Origin of the sequence: Parapedobacter sp. (genome assembly GCF_035556095.1) — a bacterium.
Classification (GTDB): Bacteria; Bacteroidota; Bacteroidia; order Sphingobacteriales; family Sphingobacteriaceae; genus Parapedobacter.
Map to the genome: position 1 here is coordinate 203,106 of NZ_DATMFT010000018.1, position 17,492 is coordinate 220,597.

General features: G+C 51.7%; 14 protein-coding genes. 2 read left to right on the plus strand and 12 right to left on the minus strand.

Annotated elements, in window-relative coordinates:
* Positions 1–327 precede the first annotated feature (327 nt).
* The gene (locus tag VNQ80_RS09250) at positions 328–1,200 is read left to right on the plus strand and encodes an AraC family transcriptional regulator (RefSeq protein ID WP_325637749.1); all 873 of its coding nucleotides are present in this window, start codon (positions 328–330) and stop codon (positions 1,198–1,200) included.
* A gap of 124 nt (positions 1,201–1,324) precedes the next feature.
* Here VNQ80_RS09250 and VNQ80_RS09255 read toward each other — a convergent pair whose 3' ends face one another.
* The 8 genes from VNQ80_RS09255 to VNQ80_RS09290 form a co-directional block, all read right to left on the minus strand.
* The gene (locus VNQ80_RS09255; RefSeq protein ID WP_325637751.1) at positions 1,325–2,506 is read right to left on the minus strand and encodes an InlB B-repeat-containing protein; all 1,182 of its coding nucleotides are present in this window, start codon (positions 2,504–2,506) and stop codon (positions 1,325–1,327) included.
* Positions 2,499–3,212: an SGNH/GDSL hydrolase family protein gene (locus VNQ80_RS09260; RefSeq protein WP_325637753.1), complete on the minus strand. Its 714-nt coding sequence runs from the start codon at positions 3,210–3,212 to the stop codon at positions 2,499–2,501. The genes VNQ80_RS09255 and VNQ80_RS09260 overlap by 8 nt, the downstream gene beginning before the upstream one ends.
* A 7-nt stretch (positions 3,213–3,219) precedes the next feature.
* Positions 3,220–4,371: a glycoside hydrolase family 99-like domain-containing protein gene (locus tag VNQ80_RS09265; RefSeq protein WP_325637755.1), complete on the minus strand. Its 1,152-nt coding sequence runs from the start codon at positions 4,369–4,371 to the stop codon at positions 3,220–3,222.
* A gap of 15 nt (positions 4,372–4,386) precedes the next feature.
* Positions 4,387–6,003, minus strand: coding sequence for a RagB/SusD family nutrient uptake outer membrane protein (locus tag VNQ80_RS09270; protein ID WP_325637757.1), 1,617 nt, complete (start codon positions 6,001–6,003; stop codon positions 4,387–4,389).
* 15 nt (positions 6,004–6,018) lie between these two features.
* Positions 6,019–9,513 carry a TonB-dependent receptor gene (locus VNQ80_RS09275; RefSeq protein WP_325637759.1) on the minus strand — a complete coding sequence of 1,165 codons (3,495 nt, stop codon included), beginning with the start codon at positions 9,511–9,513 and terminating at the stop codon, positions 6,019–6,021.
* Between the two features lie 249 nt (positions 9,514–9,762).
* Positions 9,763–10,911, minus strand: coding sequence for a FecR family protein (locus VNQ80_RS09280; protein ID WP_325637761.1), 1,149 nt, complete (start codon positions 10,909–10,911; stop codon positions 9,763–9,765).
* Positions 10,912–10,961: 50 nt separating this feature from the next.
* Positions 10,962–11,612 (minus strand): RNA polymerase sigma-70 factor, encoded by a 651-nt coding sequence (locus tag VNQ80_RS09285; RefSeq protein WP_325637762.1) that lies wholly within the window; start codon positions 11,610–11,612, stop codon positions 10,962–10,964.
* Between the two features lie 178 nt (positions 11,613–11,790).
* Positions 11,791–13,311: a sulfatase gene (locus VNQ80_RS09290; RefSeq protein WP_325637764.1), complete on the minus strand. Its 1,521-nt coding sequence runs from the start codon at positions 13,309–13,311 to the stop codon at positions 11,791–11,793.
* Between the two features lie 10 nt (positions 13,312–13,321).
* Between VNQ80_RS09290 and VNQ80_RS09295 the strand changes: the two genes are divergently transcribed.
* The gene (locus VNQ80_RS09295; protein ID WP_325637766.1) at positions 13,322–13,456 is read left to right on the plus strand and encodes a hypothetical protein; all 135 of its coding nucleotides are present in this window, start codon (positions 13,322–13,324) and stop codon (positions 13,454–13,456) included.
* A gap of 37 nt (positions 13,457–13,493) precedes the next feature.
* Here VNQ80_RS09295 and VNQ80_RS09300 read toward each other — a convergent pair whose 3' ends face one another.
* The 4 genes from VNQ80_RS09300 to VNQ80_RS09315 form a co-directional block, all read right to left on the minus strand.
* On the minus strand, positions 13,494–14,354 hold the full coding sequence (locus VNQ80_RS09300; protein WP_325637768.1) for a hypothetical protein: 861 nt from the start codon (positions 14,352–14,354) through the stop codon (positions 13,494–13,496).
* Positions 14,355–14,632: 278 nt separating this feature from the next.
* Positions 14,633–15,229 (minus strand): ATP-binding protein, encoded by a 597-nt coding sequence (locus VNQ80_RS09305; RefSeq protein WP_325637770.1) that lies wholly within the window; start codon positions 15,227–15,229, stop codon positions 14,633–14,635.
* Positions 15,196–15,369, minus strand: a complete 174-nt coding sequence (locus tag VNQ80_RS09310; RefSeq protein WP_325637772.1) for a hypothetical protein — start codon at positions 15,367–15,369, stop codon at positions 15,196–15,198. Before VNQ80_RS09310 ends, VNQ80_RS09305 begins: the two co-directional genes overlap by 34 nt.
* A gap of 423 nt (positions 15,370–15,792) precedes the next feature.
* The gene (locus VNQ80_RS09315; RefSeq protein WP_325637774.1) at positions 15,793–17,490 is read right to left on the minus strand and encodes a capsule assembly Wzi family protein; all 1,698 of its coding nucleotides are present in this window, start codon (positions 17,488–17,490) and stop codon (positions 15,793–15,795) included.
* Between the last annotated feature and the right edge of the window lie 2 nt (positions 17,491–17,492).

The following is a 17,492-nucleotide window of genomic DNA, read 5'->3' on the forward strand; positions in this document are numbered from 1 at the left end:
CAATACGTTATAAAAAACAAATCGGCAAATAGCTTTCGGCTCATGGTATTTCATAAATCAATATGCCGGTATATAAAATCAGTCAATTGGCTATCGCAGTACAAATAACCGCCATTCAATATGGATTATTGTTCAACTGTTTAGCATCTATGTATACTCATTTGCCATGTTGCAAAAGCCACCGTGCGCCCGCAATGACCCCGATTAAAAACAATCCACTATTTATCAATAGTTTACATAATAAACATTCGTCATCCTCCCGGCATAGGCACGTTGTAAACGTATACACTTTTTAGTATCATTGCATTTCCAATGAACTGACGAATTATGAAGCCATACTTCCACCTCGTGCCGCGCAACGCAGAATACCCTTACCTGAGCAGGCAACATACCCTGCCCAATCTGGGAACAATATGGCATTATCATCCCGAGATTGAGCTACATTACATTATCCGTGGCAAAGGTGTACGCTTTGTTGGCGACAACATCAGCAGTTTTGATGCGGGTGAATTGCTGCTGCTCGGCGAAAACTTACCGCACATGTGGCGATGTAACCAAAAGTATTTTTTGGGCAATCCGGAGATTACCGCCGAAGCGATCGTGGTACAATTTCTTCCCGATTTCATGGGTAAGGATTTTATGCTAAAACGGGAGTCGGCTGCCATCCATTCGCTGTTTGAACGGGCTAAGTTTGGGTTTGTCGTACACGGAAAAACAAAAAAACAGGTGGTCGATCTCATGCAGAAGTCGGTGTCTGTAGAAGGATTGGACCGATTAATGTTGATTGTCAATATGGTGCACATACTAGCCAATAGTAGCGAGCTTACCCAGATTTCTATGGGGTGGACAACGCGCCACGTCAATCTCGAAGAAGCCCATCGCATCAATGCCGTTTACCAATACATCTTGTCGCACTACCGTGAAGAGATTTCGCTGCCCGAAATCGCTGCCGTCGCGCACCTCAGCCTAACCTCATTTTGCAGGTACTTCAAAATGATGACCAAGAAGACATTCAAGGATTTTTTGATTGAAGTGCGGATTAGCCACGCCAAGCGCATGTTAATCGAAGATCGGCATTATACAACCGAGGCTATCTGTTTCGAATGTGGATTCAGTAACCGGTCGAACTTCTTCCGGCATTTTAAGCGGATCGTGGGATTTACGCCGATTGAATATAAGCGCCAATATTTTCGTCATTAAGAGTCGCCACAGTAGTGGCCACGGGTGCTACAGCCCCGAAAAGGGTGAACCGGAACCGTAATCGATTCAGCAGCGAAGGCGGGATATACCCCGCCCTCGTTGTCTTTTTTAACGATTTTATAGCTTAATATCCTTCCACTATTGCACTCATGTTATCAAATTCGTAATCCTGCATCACTTTTCTCATTTCACTGACAAAGCCATCGACAACGGCAAGCGGCATCCGTATTTTGCCCGGGAAATGGCCACCGAACAGCCAGACGCCACCGCCGGGAAGCGACCCATCGAAAATAACGGGCGATTCCGCGCGCTCAAACGTCACCGTCTGGAGTGCCTGAGAGCCTGCCAGGGTGTACTTCCCCACAAACCGGAGCGAGGGCGGGAAGGTGATCTCCGTCAGCGCCGGCGCGCTGATAATCGCTTCATTGCTGGCGTTATCCACCAGACGCTCCAACTGGCTCCCCGGCGCAAACGTGAAGCTGGTCAATTGATCGCACCCGTCAAACGTAACCGGCAACAGCTCGCGTACCTTGGGTGGAATCTCGATCCGGTTGATCGCCGCAAACTTAAACGCACCGAAACCAATGTTCTCCAGGGATTGCGGCAGGATAAATTCGCGAATGTCTTTACCGGCTGGGAAGCCAGGCTTTCCAGCCTCATTTAGTCCATTGGCCAACACGAACCAATCGGGTATGGTGGTAACACCCTCGGGGATGACCACCACCTCGGCACCATCCGGCGGCGTACATTGCACCAAGACACCATCGTCGACAACAAACCAGGACGACGGTGAAGGCATCACCCAGCGTGCGTAGAGCGTAAGTGCTTCGGTTACCGGTGCGTCCAGGTCATACAACGTCGTCAATGATTCGTCGACGTGCCAGCCCGCGAAGATATGGTCGGGATACGTGGGTGGCTCAACGTTGACCGTAAAGCCTTCCCTGACTTCCTTTTCCGGGATATCCGGGGCACCGTTCATGACAAAACGAACGGTAAAAGTGTTATAATACCATTTGGCATATAGCGCGATATCGCCCACAACCGGCTGGTTGAAATCATAGGGCTCCTCCAGGTCTGCATCCGCATACCAGCCCATAAAGGTTCCGCCGTCGCTTACGATCGGATCGGGGTAAACGCGGCTTTTGGGAAGGCGTTCACCGCTGTGTACCTTGGCCGGCGCCAGGTTGGTGCCGCCGTTTGAATAGAACGTTACGGTATGGAAATCCCTAACGTCCATCGTATCACACGACTGGAAAACGACGAGCCAGAGGAGCGAATATGCACTCCATTTAATGATTTTATTCATTGCTTAGTTGGTTTTTAGTTATTAATTGACGTTGCCGGATATGTGGGGCTAACTTTTGCCATATGCGGTCAGCGATGTGTGCCATGCCGCGATCCGACGGGTGGTTGGCCACACCCTCATGCGCAAACAGCCCCCGGGCCGAATTCGTGGAATCGCTGGTGTACAGGTCATGTAGCTGTACAAAATCAAATCCGCGCTGCCGGGCGAAATGGCGTATGGTATCATTTACCGGACTTGGCCAGAAGCCGTCACAGATGACGACTGCGGTACGGTTATCCGGCGCCAGGTAATCGATGAGCTGCCCGTAATGCCGCAGGAATTGCCGTTCGCCCAATGAATCGGGGTCGACATTTTCTGAAATCTTGACCACCAGTATATCGGCGTTGCGATAATTGGCCAGCAGATCCAGATCAAAGTGCCGGTATTCGCGTTCAAAGCCGGAAACACTCCCATACTCGAGTGTCCCTTGCGGATTCATCTCGTGCAGGCGGCGTTCCAGCCGATGCACAAAGTCGCTGTCACGTACAGACGCGGCCATGCCCCAGTTGCCCAGCCACCCCAGCTCTTCGGCCGGCGGGTGCGCAACGATGCTGTTGCCCAGAACAACCACCCGCAGCGGCTCGGCCGTTGGCCTGTGATTTCCAGACCCGGATAAGTTCAGGGCAGATAGCCAAACGGCTATGATTATAAAACAGTTGAACCACATATCCGTGCTATTTATTGTTTGTGGCAGCCTCCCGCTCGATTACCTGCCTGATCTGATCGAGACGAGCCGTTCCTTCCGCTTTGGTGGGCGTGAGCCACGCACCTTCGCCATTTTCGTTCCAGGCATAGAGCACGATCATTTCGCCCAGTGTTTTGGCGCGGTGCTCTTTTACCCACCGGATACCGGCTTCCAGGTGTTCGGCGATCTTCGTGGGGGTCACCCCGGTGTACCAATAATCCGAGGCAGGCAATGTGGGATGATCCTGTGCCCAAGGGCGCATGTCATAGCCTGTGCCTACGACCGGCAGGAAAGGTAGGGGCGTGTGGTCGGTAATACCCGTCCACGATGCCCGGTCACCTTCCAGTAATGCGTCAAACGGATGGCTGCCTGCATGCTTCCGGCCATCATCCGAGTTGTTGTAGGTGGTGAGGAAGTCAAACCCACAGGAGCGGTAGGTTTCCTGGTAGGTGGGATCCTGCGGCCGCGGGAAGGTACGGGCACCGATGAGGACCTCCCTATGCCCCGCTTCCAATGCTTTCTCCCGGAACCGTACCAACGCGGATTTGACGCCTTCCGTACCCCCCAGTCCATTCACCATCTCATCGAAATTGAAAAATGCGATGACGGGCTTGCCATCCACCCGGAGATAATTGGGCTCATCAAAATAGGCAATCGTGCGATCGCACACCTGTTCCCAATTGACCGGTGATACGGGGAAACAGGATAATAGAAAGAAATCAAGCCGATCGCGGTTATTGGCATTCATGAACAACTCCAGCGCGGTGTTGAGGTTATCCATCAGTTCCGCGTCTTCGGGCCGCAAGGTGTTGTCGTACCAGCAGAAGCCCCAGAAATCCAAGCCCGCATCCGCAGCATAGTTGATTTGCTGTTCCATCACGCCGGGTACGTCCTCGCGCCATCCCCAAGCCGGCTCACGGTCCCTGTATGCTGTGGTGAGCGTAGGGCTGATGTGAAACGTGTGGCCATTTTCATCCGGTGGGAAACTCCAACCGCCGAAATACCAGGCGCCTACCTTCACCGGGGTTTCGGTCCCTTCGGCGAGACTCGCCTCTTTGCTATTGCCGCAAGACCATGCCGCAACGGAGAGTAGTAGCCCGGCGATGGCATAAAAAGTGATATGATTTTTCTTGGTCGTCATGTTTGAAAGGTTAAATTAATACCCCGGATTATTCGGTAACAGATTCGGGTTGCTGATTTCATCTTCTTCGGGGATGGGGAGCCAGATTTTCGATTCAGAAATGTTGTCGACCAATATGCGTGCGCTCAAAGCATTCCACACGCCCCGGGTGGTGGAGATTCCCTTGATGGTTGACACATAGCGGCCGAAACGGACGAGATCGAATTTACGCTGCTGCTCGAAACAGAGCTCGCGCGACCGTTCGTCGAGCAGTTCCTGGATGAAGTCCGACCGCCGATAAGCCGCTTGCAGGGTACCGACGTCGTCGGTACGCGAAGCAATCAGTGCCCGGTGGCGTACCGCTTTGAGCATCTCGCGGCCGGCCTCGTCGCCATCGAAATGGGCCGTCGCTTCGGCATTGAGCAAATAAATATCGGCCAGGCGCAGCAGGGGATAGTATCCGAAATAAAAATCCGTATTCCTCACGGCGGCACTGACCGGGCGGAATTTGGTGCCATTATAATCGCCATCATAAGCTACGCCGTTGGAAAGATTGAGCGGTAGCGGCTTCACGTACTCGGTGCCGTCGATGGTCTCGGTACCCGGATCCGTGGCGAGCCCTCCCACCACCCAGTGAACCCGTGCGTCATACAGCGTATCGTAGCGGTCGTATACCTCTTGGGTAGGGCGGCATGTGCCCCAACCACCACCGTAGTAGCCCACCGGAAAATGGTAGTATGTCGGGGCAAAACCGGTCTTGTTGCCGCGCGAAGGTAGGATGGTAAAAAGAATTTCTTCGGCTTGCTGCGTCGTAGAACCTTCGATGAACAACGACCGGTAATCAGCGGTGAGCTTATAACCGCTGGTCGTGATGAGCTCGTCGGCCAGCTGCCGGGCGGTGGCATAACAGCCGTCCACGTCAACCCAATCAAACGAATTCAGCGGGAAACCGAGTGACTGCCCCACATCAAACTTCTTACTCGAAGCCAAGTAACAATACAGTTTGATCAGGTAGCCCGATGCGGTCCACCGATTGGCCACACCCGGCACACGGCGGTCGTCCAAGTGTTCATAGGCATATTGCAGATCGGCCATCGCCTGTTCCATCACCCGTTGAAGTGGGTCGCGCCCCCTATCTTTTTCGTGCGGTACACCGGTGTAAACCGGTACGCCTCCGTAAACCATCCCCAGATACAGGTAGTGCCATCCACGCAGAAACGTGGCTTCGGCCTGCACCTGCGCCTTCCTGTCCTCATCCATGGGCACCGCATCGAGCTTGTCGAGCAACAGGTTTAAGCCGTACAGGCTGCGGTACATTTCTTCCCACAGGTCGCGTGCCATGAGGTTCGTCTTCACGACACGGCCAAAAATAAACTGGTCCATGTTACTCGCCGCATCCGGTGTCGAATACGGGTTGCCGATCAGTTCATCGGTGCCGATATCGCCAACGAAGAAGATACCTGCGCGCGCATTGACGGCATAACTGTTTACCAGCCTACCGTACGCACCGCGCAGGGCAATCTCGATATCTTCAGGCGTTTGATAGAAATTATCGATGGTTGTGAAAGAAATCGGCTTGGTATCCAGGTAGTCCGAGCAGGACATGGAAAGCCCTGTAAGACCGGCCAATAAGAATTTATATAGCGTTTTCATATTACCTCTTTGAATTTAAAATGTAACCATAATACCCAGGGCATGTGTTGCAGCCCGGGGATACCCGATGGTGTCAAAATTCTGTAGCAACGGATTACCCGAATCGATTTCGGGCGACATTCCGGAGTACTTCGTAAACGTGTATAGGTTATTTCCCGAATAATATACTTTTGCCGAGCCGATACCTGCCTTACCGGTCAGCGCGGAAGGCAGCATATAGGATAATGAAACGGTCTGGAGGCGTACGTATGAAGCGTCTTCGACGTAATACGAGTTGGGTAACGAAGCCAGGGCATTGTAATTGTTTTCATCGCTGTACGCCGGATATCGGTTCGTCGGGTTTTGGGGAGTCCATCGGTTTTCCCAGAAATCACGTGTGATATTGAAGTACTCGCCCGGCATCGCACCTTCGAGCTCAAAGCGGGTGGAATTGAAGATCTTGCCGCCCAGGCTATAGTTCAGGAAAACCGAAAGCTCCACGGGCCCCATGCTGAAGTTATTGCCCAAGCCACCATAAAAGCGGGGTTGGCTGTTCCCGATGATGACCTTATCATCCTCCGTAATCAGCTGATCGGCCGAGCCGTCGCTATTGCGGAATTTGAACGTACCCGGGCGCAACCGTCCAAGGTTGCCCGCGTTGGTTACACCGTCCTTCAGCACCCAGTTGCGCAGCTGCCAGGGCATTTCGGGGTCGTTGGGCTCGAAGGTTCCGGTGCGGTCCTGCCAGCCGGAAAAATCATCCAGTTGGTAGATACCTTCCAGCTGGTAGCCATACATCACCCCAATGGGCTGGCCCACCATGATCCGGCCCACCACGTTTTGCTTGATGTAGGATGTAGTAGATACCCCGGCACCGATCGGAGCGGTGGTCAGCTCGTCTGCGATGCGCAACACTTTATTCCTGTTCAGGCTGAAGATCAACGTGGTTTCCCAGACAAATCTATCCTTGCGCATATTGGTGGTGGCCAGCAATACCTCCACGCCCCTGTTGCTCACCTCACCCAGGTTCTGCCACTGGGTTTTGAAGCCGCTTTGCGCGGGAACGATGGCATTGTACAGCATATCGGTGGTGCGCTTTTCATACAGGTCCACGTTCACCCGCAGGCGGTTGTCGAATAAGGCGGCATCAAGGCCCGCATTATATTGTATGGTGGTTTCCCATTTCAGGTCCGGATTGGGCAATGAAACCGGTACCATCCCTAGTTTATCGTCGTAGAAAACGTTACCCATGCGCGCCATATACCTGAATTCGGGGATATTTGAGTTGCCGGTAGCACCGTAGCTGACCCTTAACTTCAGGTCGTCCAACCATTGTTTATCCAAAAAAGCTTCTTCGGATAGCCGCCAGGCAAATGCGGCAGAGGGAAAGAGGCCATAACGCTGGTCTCCGCCGAAGCGGTCGGAGCCGTCGATCCGCAGGCTGGTGGTGAATAAGTAGCGGTCTTTGATGTTATAATTGAGCCGGCCCAGGTAAGACAGCCGGTTGTTGAGGCCTGCTCCGGAACCGGCGGACTGCAGCTCTTCGCCTTTCCCAATATCGTGGATGCCGGTCGATTCATCGGCAAAGCCGCTTTTTACAATATGATGGTGCTCATACCTGCTTCCGCTGATTTCAAAAACGCCCAACGCATTGAGTCTCGACTGGTCGGCGAATACCCGCTCGTAACTCAGTGTCGTGAAATTTGTCCATCCATACCAGTCGCTACCCGAAATCGCACCCCGGCCACCCAGGTAATAACCCCAAGGGGTTTTCTTGCTGTAGTATTCATTTACCTTTGATGTGACCATACTGCCGCTGAGCGTGTTGCCGAGGTACAGCCCATCGAGCAGCCGGTAATTGACTACCAGGTTGGACGACAAATTAGGCGTTCCGATATTCCGGTCCACGTACTTGAGGTTGTCGGTCGGCTTACGCCAGCCACCTTGGGTACTCACGGCCAAGGGGTTTTCAAAAACCAGCGGCCGGGAGACGATTGCCGTTTGCAGCACCCCGATATTGGCATACCCATCGCCTGATTGGACTGCGCCTTCGTAGCTGGAATAGGTGCCGTTTAAGCCCAGCGATAACGAAAGGCGGTCTTTGGTGTGGTCGAGGCGCAAGCGGCCGTTTAACCGCGAATATCCGTTGTTGATGAACAGCCCTTCTTCTTTGTTGTAGCCCAGACTCCCGTAAAACTTGGTCGACTCCGATCCGCCGCTCACCGATACGGTATGTGCCGAGCCATTGGCCACATCGCGATACATCTCATCCTGCCAATCGTATTGTGCAAACGCATATACGTCGCGGGGAATTTTCTTGGATGGCTCGATTTCTGAAGGGTTCTCGAAAAACAACCAATCACTGAAGTAGCCATAGATGATATTCTTTTCATCCGGGAACAATACCCAGTCCTTGCGGTAGTCTATCCAATCTTCGGGGCCAAGCATATCCATCCGTACGGCGGTGTGGGAAAGCGAGAAACGCCCGTCGTACGATATCTTGGCCGCTCCTGCCTGTCCTTGCCGCGTGGTTACTAGGATGACACCATTGGCTCCCCTTGCACCGTAGATAGCGGTTGATGAAGCGTCTTTCAGCACATCCACCGATATGATATCGGCCGGGTTGATCGAGCTGAGCGGATCACGTTGTGCGTTGGCGCCGAAACGCGAGTTAGCTACCGGTGCTTCACTTTCGTTTACCGGGATACCGTCGATCACAATTAGTGGCCGGCTATCCCCTACCAGCGAATTTGCCCCGCGGATGAGGATTTTCGATCCCGAGCCCGGCTCGCCGGTTCCCGTACTGATCTGCAGGCCCGCCACGCGCCCCTGGATGTTATTGATGAAGGAGCTTTGCCGCGACTGTTCGAAAACAGCCGACTTAACCGATGAGATGGCTCCTGTTAGATCACCTCTCCGGGCCGTGCCGTAACCCACCACGACTACTTCGTCCAGATCGGAAACGACCGCTTGGAGGGTAACGTCGAGAACCTGCGACTGGCCCACGGCGCGCTCCGCTTTACCATATCCGACGCTAGAATACACCAGCGCGCCGTTCGCTCCAGCGATCGAAATGGTGTACCTCCCATTCTCATCGGTTGTGGTGAAAACTGCGGTACCTTTCACGCTGACGGTCACCCCCGCAATCGGCAGCCCCTTTTCGTCTGTCACGGTGCCGTTGATCTGGTAAGGCTGTACGGACGATGCCCATTCGCTCCCGGTGCCGGGCCCCGCCGAGCGGGACTTGATAACGATGGTTTTCCCCTTAATGGCATAGTCAAACGGTTGCCGTTTAAAAAGGTGTTGCAAGGCCCGTTCCAGCGGTTCATTTTTCAGTTCGATCGTCACTGCCGTAGCCATGTGCATGCTGGCATCGCTGTAGAGGAAATAATAGCCGCTCTGCTTGGCTACCTTATCCAGTACGCTTACCAACGGCGTATTCGTTTCCGAGAGCGTAACGGTTTGTGCGATCGTGCCCATAGCCAGTGCTTGGAGCAAGCTGGCAGTTAGCAAGACGACAGTCAGATTCATCAGCAACAAGGTTCTTTTTATGCCACGCATCCGCAGGCATAAATCAATATTTATGAAATTTTTATACATTTGATTGTTTTGGTTAGCGATTCTAACTCGTTTACATACGACGGGTACTCACCAGAACGCATGGCGGAATCCTGACTCGACCCGGGATTCCGTTTTCGTTGCTCGGCATACCACTTTTCAGCTCCGGTTTTTTATCAGGTATATTTCCACATATCGGTTAATTATTAATTGGGTTTAACATTATTTAGATTTGACAACCAGTTTGCCTTCTTCCATTTCGAATGAAAGGAGGCCTGTCAGGGCCAGCGTTTCCAGCACGCCGCTGATGTTTTCATATCGTGAAACCGTGCCGGTGAAGGTATGGTCACTGATATCACCGCGCAATTCCACATCGACATCATACCAACGCGCCACCTTGCGGATAATGCTTTCCAAGCGTTCGGACCGGAATGCAAACAACCCCTTGCGCCAGGCCACGTCGCTGTCGATGTCGACAGCCCGTTTAGAAAGCAGGCCACTTTTAAGTGTGGCTTTTTCCGACGGTGAGAGCAGCAGGGAAATTTCGCCTCTCGCTTTGCCAGATGATGTTATGCGAACACTACCTTCTACCAACGTGGTGCTGGTTTCGTTTTCGTCAGGGTATGCCGAGATGTTGAACGTGGTGCCTAGCACTTCTACCAGCTGGCCCATACTCCGCACCTTGAATGGCGTATCGGCATCTGGGGCGACTTCGAAATATCCTTCACCCGACAGGGTAACGATTCGCTCGTGTTCACTGAAAACCGAGGGATAGGTCAGCGTCGATGCTGCGTTGAGCCAAACGCTGGTACCATCGGGGAGCGTCACCTGATAGGTTCCGCCGTTAGGCGTCGTCAACCGGAGTTCATGTATGTCGGTTGGGTTCAGGGAAGCAATTGCGACGGCTTCCCCTTCATACACAATGCCGTTATGATCCACTACAATTCCCGTTTGGGCTTCACTCAGATCGATGGTTCTTCCATTGGCGAGGATAAGCGTAGCCCTGTTGCCACCCGGGGCGATGTCCACCGTCGACATTGCATCCTCGGCATCGGTCTTACGGTCAGGGAAAATATACCAGGTGGCGGTAACAGCCAATAGGATGGCTGCCGCATATGGGAGCCAGCGAAGTACCCGGCGAGGAGCCTTAGACAACTGGCTTTTATTTGCTGGGGCAGTGTTTTCCAAACTGCAAACCTGTTCATCAATAGCCTTCCAAGTGAGCTGATTTAGCTTACTGAGCGCGTCAGGGGTGAGCACATCCCGTTGTTGATCGAAATAGCGATTGAAATGGGCCAGTAACTGCGCGCGCTCTTCGGCGGTACATTTTCCGGCCAGGTATTTGTCAATAAGTGTTCTGGGCTCATCCATGATATTGCCGGGCATTAATTCACCCCCCTATAATCATGAACCCTATCCGCCTATTTTTTCACGCCCATATGGGCATTTTTTTCACTTTTCCCATCATTCAATTGGCTATCAGCATATTGCATAGCGAGTATCGACAATGCCAGGGCCAGCCCGATGCTAAGCCGTGCGCGCTTTCCTGCCTGGCTGAGCAAGTTCTGCACCGTTCGTACGGAAATGTTCAGCTGTTCGGCAATCTCCGCTGGACTTAGTTGCTGGAAGTAGGTCATCACGAACACCTTGCCCATCGTATCCGGGAAACTTTCGGCCAGCCGTTCCAACCGCTGCATCAACTCTTTTTCCTGGATGTACTCATCGGTCGTGTCCCGTTCCTCCCTGAGGTATTGTCGCAGGTCGTCTTCGTATTTACTGACCACATGTTTGTGGCGGATTGATTTATAGAACCCGTAACGGACACTTTTCAACAGGTAGTTGAAGAACGGTCCATGAATGGCTAGCTGTTCCCGATTCGTCCAAAGGTTGACAAAGATGGCTTGGACGATGTCTTTCGCTTCGTCTTCATCCTGGGTCACCTTATAAGCATAAGCCAATAGGAAGTCGGCAAAACGGTTGTACAGTTCTGAAAACGCAACCCGGTCGCCCCGCTGCAGCCTACTGAGCAGTACGTTTTCATCCCGTTTATCTTGGTATGCCTTTTTGTCCATCCGATCGTGCAAATTAATGGATTTTAAACACAAAAGCTAACCTTACGTCTAAATCGGATTTGTCTGCCAAGGACCAACGGTCGGCAGCCAAACTGCAAACCTGTTCATCAACAGTATTCCAGGTGAACTAATTTAGCTTATACAACCAATAAACCATTGACCATCAGATGTTCAATATTCATTTCCTATCGGGGTGTATCCCCCATTGCTCCCTTCTTGCCGCATCAAATGCGGGATTGGCTACGGGCAGCTCGGCCGCTACGGCCCGGCGCCACTCGTGCAGCAACGATCTCAATTCAGTGGCTTTTCTTTTTCGTTTGCCCGCTAGGTTTTCGGTTTCCCCGATATCCTTTTTCAGGTTATACAATTCGATGCTGTTATCTTCATAAAATTCGATAAGCTTCCAATCACCTTTTCTTACCGCGGAAGCAGGCGTGCTGTGGTGATAAACGGGGTAATGCCAGAAAAGCGTTCGGCCAGCCGGTTCCTTACCGGTTAGCAAGGTGCGCCTAAGGCTTATCCCATCCATTTCCTGTTTGGCAGGCAGCGGCGCACCTACCAGGTCTCCCAGCGTGGCGTAGAGGTCTGGAGACGTGACCATTGCATCGGATTCCGTGCCGCAGAGCACTTTCTCAGGCCAAGAAATAATCAACGGCACCCGTATTCCACCTTCGTACAACGACCCTTTCTCTCCGCTCAGGGGTGCATTGGAGGAGGCGACGTACTGCAAGCTATCGCCTTCATAGAAGTGCTCCACAGCCTTATCGAGCAGTGGAATCCGATCGAAGCGACGGTTAAGCCCACCGTTGTCGGAATAAAATACGATCAAGGTATTGTCCGATAGGCCAAGGGAATCGAGGGTCTCTATCACCCTTCCGACGCTGTTATCGAGGTGTTCGATCATCGCAGCATACACCGCATTGCTTGGATAGCCCGCTGCCGGCATCTTCTCCAGGTATTTCTCGATGAGTGGCTTATCGGCATTAAGCTGTACATGTACATCGTAATGTCCTAGAAAGAGAAAGAATGGGCTATCGCTGTTGCGCTGGATGAAATCGACCCCCATATCCGTAATGATATCGGAAAAGCGCCCTTGGGGCGGAGGTTCGAGGGCGGGCGTAAATTTCGGGTTATAAAAGCCACCATCGGCGCAGTATGCCTCATCAAAGCCTTGGTCGAACGGATGGCACCCTTGCTGAAACCCGAGATGCCATTTCCCAAAATAGCCGTTCGTATAGCCCGCAGCTTTCATCATCTCACCCATGGTCGTAATCTCGCCGGGCAGAAATTGTGTTTTATTGGTGGGGACAATGACCTTTTCATAAGGCCGCCAATGGCCCGGTATAAAATCAATAACCCCTACGCGGGCAGGGTATTGGCCAGACATTATGCTTGCTCTCGTGGGCGAACATACCGGTGCCGCGGCATAGGCATTGCTGAATGTCATGCCCCGCTCGGCTAACCGACTAAGGTTAGGCGCTTCATTGAATGTGTTGCCATATATCGGGAGGTCCGCCCAGCCCAAATCGTCGGCCAGTATAACAATCACGTTGGGCTTTTGCCCATACGCCGATAAGCATCCTAATACCAGCTGAATAGCACATAGCGCGACGGCTAGGCTACTGTACAATACCGATTTTTGCATAATCTTGTGAAATTTGGGAACCATGTATCCGGGTTGCTGGATACGTGTAGTCATCGTTCTTTGCATGCTCGATGCCATAATCAGCAAACACGAGCAGCCTACTCCCCGGCTCCAGCGCTTGGAAAGCAGTCCCGAAACCTACGGGCACGTGCGCGACCCGTTGATCCTCACTTGGCATAATCGTTTCATCCACCGGTAATTCGCTAGAGGGCTCAACCCCCGGTTCTATTCATGATTTAGTTATTGGATGCTTTGAACACCAGGTGGGTATTTACGTCATCTCCGTCATATGAGGCCACTTCCAGTTGCGATTGCGTGAGTTTTAGTATCCGCACAGCATTCTCGTCATTATCAATCTGGCCTACATCTTCCGTTGTCCAATACACAAATCTATTGGTATCTGTTGGATGCCATTTCCAATATTCAGCCTCGGCGAGGACCAAATCACCATTTGCACGGAAAAACCGGAAAACATAGGTTCCAGACGGTGAAAATGTTGCTGTTATTCTCGCAACGCCCTCCTGTGCGAGTTCTTGCTCATCCCAACCCGCTATAATACGTTCCACTTCCCATGTCCGGCAAAGGAGTGTTGTGCGTTCACCAGCGGGAATGTCTGCCGCTTTGTCCGCATGGATTTCCAATGTGTGATTTTGGCCTAAACGGGTGTAGGTAATCGTGCAATCTAGGCCCCCATCCTTAATCCTGATTTCCTTAATGGAACCAAAATCCGAAAGGTCAATGACCTGTCCTGCTTTTGTGGTATAATCGCCCGCGAAGAAGTTACCCTGTGCATCGAGGATAAAAAAGGTACCGTCTGCCAAAAATTCAATAAAGCCACTTGTAGCTCCTTGCCGAGGGGCTTCTGCTATGTTGTTACGTAACCCTGCAAACCGTGGTTTTTTTGTTGATTGCTTGGCCAGTCCTGATTGCAAGGAAATACCGGAAGTAAACGTCCACTTCCCCAGGATTTCCGCTTTCAGTTGTTCCGCGGTCAAACCGTTGTCTGGTATACCGTTATCGTCACTATCTTTTGAGCATCCCGCGAAAGCAAAAACCAACGCGGATAATGCCATTACCAAAAATTGTGTTGTTCTCATATTCTTTCTCTTCGTGTTATTCATTTGATTGATGTTGCTCTTAAAACTCGTAACCGATATTTTTAGTTCCATGCTATATGACAACTTTACAGCTCTAAAAGTATGAGAAATCATTGAATAATTGATGATATAAACCTCCCGACAGCTTAATTAATTTCATTTTGTGGGGTTTCAGCGTCAAAAGATGATGTGTCGCATCAGCTATTTTTGATTCATGTTTGCCCGCTGGAAAGCAGATTTGTTTCGTGCCCCGGCAATTCCCCTCAAGATTGACTGGTTTAAACGACAGATTCAAAAAAACGATGTGCAGGTACCATCTCAATTTCCCTACCTGCCGCTTCGAATCGGTCACTTTGATCTGCTGTGACGATCAGGCCATTATCAAGGTTGAAGTAATCGAGTGCTTGTAATAGCCCGTCATATTCGCGCTTGAAATTAGTGTCATTTACGTGATAGCAAACTTGTATAGCTTGCTTGATCTGTCCCTTTTCGAAGGCTACGAAATCACATTCGCCTTTCTCCTTAAAATAATAGATTTCCGAATAACGTGTACGCAAATGGAGATATACAGCGTTTTCAAGCCTGTGGCCGAGGTTTCGGCTAGCCGAGGTGGCTACAGCATCAACCAAGCCGTTGTCAATCGCATAGACCTTTTTGGGGTTGCGTGCCTGTGATTTTAGGGAGTAATTAAATTGGGGTACAAATTCTAAGAGGTACGCATCAGCGAAGTAATTGAAATATTCGAGAATCGTGGTGCTGGATTTGATGCCAAACAACCCGGCGAACTTGTTAGCCGATACAAGCGTACCGACATTGGACAGTAAATATACGGCCAATTGCTTCAGTGAGACAACATCGCGAACAGCATGTCGCACTGCGATATCCCGCACCAAGATGTCATCCAATAAGTTACCTGTATAGAATCCATCGCATTCCGCGCAATTAGGTCTTTCTTTTGATAGAAAGACACCTGCTGTTCATCTAGGATGACCTTCAATTCTTCTTGACGCAACATGTTGGTTATAATTACTTTCAGCACAAATATAATAATCTTCCATTACAAATGGAAGATATCATCCACTAGCAATGGGAGAATTGTCGGCATTCGTCATTGACAAACCGGATACCGCCGCGGTGATCTTCGGCGATGCCGCCCGGTGTAATACCTATTTCAATATTAGACGTGGGAGATCCGGGTGAATATATTAACTGTGCATCAGGGCAAACGGTTGATTTCAAATACTAGGCATTTCAAAAAGAAGTAGTATAAAAGCCGCCTCTATTTACCAGCTCCCTTCCTACCAACAATCTTGTTTTTCGTAAAGCGTTGACAATAAGAAAAATAGTCTGTACCGAGGGTATAAAGCGAGCCCCGGTTTGAAAAGGCCCATCTTTGCAGTAAAAACTTACCTTGAACCATTATACCCCTTCCTCACCCCTAAAACCGGTACATCACTCCGAATTTCAGGTGCAAGTTATTCTTATCCTGCGGGTCGAAGCCCCAGTAATCGCTATTGTCTTGCGCTGCCTGGAAATTGTACTGGTAATTGTAGGCGTGGATGTACTGCAGGTGCGCGTTGAAGATAAACTGCTTGTAGTCCCACGAGCCATAGCCCGCTATGCTCGCATCCACCCAGTTGCGGCGGAAGTCGTGCACGTTTGTTATCGCAAAATCTTCGTTGTGTACCAAGCGCTGCACCTGTAGGCCCAGTTGTTTCAACCCATCTACCCAGCCGGCCTGCACGGTTTGGCTGTTGCCCCCCGGGCCGATGCCTGCACCCAGCAGCTGTCCGCGGTTGGTGTAGCCATCGGCAACACCACCATGCACATACCAGGGTGCTGCCGACCGTATCGCCCGCGTATTGGTTACGGCCACCTGGGTCACTTCGCCTGCCAATTGCAGGTATCCGCCCCAGCGGTTATGCAGCGGTGTCAGTTTACGCAACCCGAACGTGTACGCCCGGGTATGGTCTATCTGCCCCATCCCGTCGCGTTTATCCCAGTTGTGGTCGTTCTTGGCGTATTCACCATAAAATTCCACGTTGGCTTTGGGCACTACGTACCGGAAATAGAACGAAAGCATCTGGTCGCGCGGAATGTGATTGTTGCTATTGCTATCTGTCTCCACCTTCGATTTACTGAAGGCCTCCAAAAACGGTGCATAATATTTCATTCCGCGCCCCATGTCTTTCTGATTGGTGTTATAGGTGCGGATAAACCCGAAGGACAGGCCCGGCGTCCATTTCGGCTGGTAGGTGAGGTTGATGCCCGATAGGTACCGCCAGCCTTCCGGTTTCGTTCGTTGGTACTGGTGATGGGTTGCCGTATCACCAAGGAGCGATGGCGGATAGCCCGATTTCTCGAGGTGCCCCCCTACGATTTGAAACTCGAACGAGCCAATATAGGTCTTAATGGGCTTGGACGTATTCAGCGTTACGTGGCCAAATCCAGGCGCGGTATTGCTCATCAGGATCGCGTTATGCAACCCCGGGCCCCACCACAGGTTTTCGGTGGAGAACCCTACCGATATGGGGTCTAGCGTGAGCCGGATGCTGCTTTGCCCCAAGTAGGCTTTCGTATAACTGCCATTGCCAAAGCGCTCCGGCAGGTCAATCCGGTTACCGATGCGGTTGTACCAAGCCCTATCCGGCCCCGCTTCGCCTCCAAACCCCTCATATACACGATTCTGCGCCGATACCAGTTCTGGCCGGAACTGGATGCTCAACCAGCGGTACTTCGCAAAAAAGCCGGTACTCAGATAGGTCTGCAATCCCCGCGCGGGAATCATGGGCCCGTCGTTCCACCCATAGGGGTAGGCCGTGTTCAGCTGGTTCTGCCACACCACGGGCAGCAGTTGCAGGAAGCCGTGGCCGTCACCGCTCTGCCAAACCACATCGGTCCGGCTTTCATCGGGGTAGTGCAGGTATCGGTGTTGTTCCAATGCTTGGGCCGTAATGGGCCGTATGCTGAACGATATAGCAGAGTCTACCTTGCCGAGCAGTTGTTGCCGGCGATAGTAATCTTCCAGTACGGGGAGTCCTACTGTGATGGTCTGTGCCTGCAACACGGCGCTACTCACCATTACCAGCACCCCTACCGCAGTAACGGCTCTTTTTATATCTTGGTATCCGATCATCG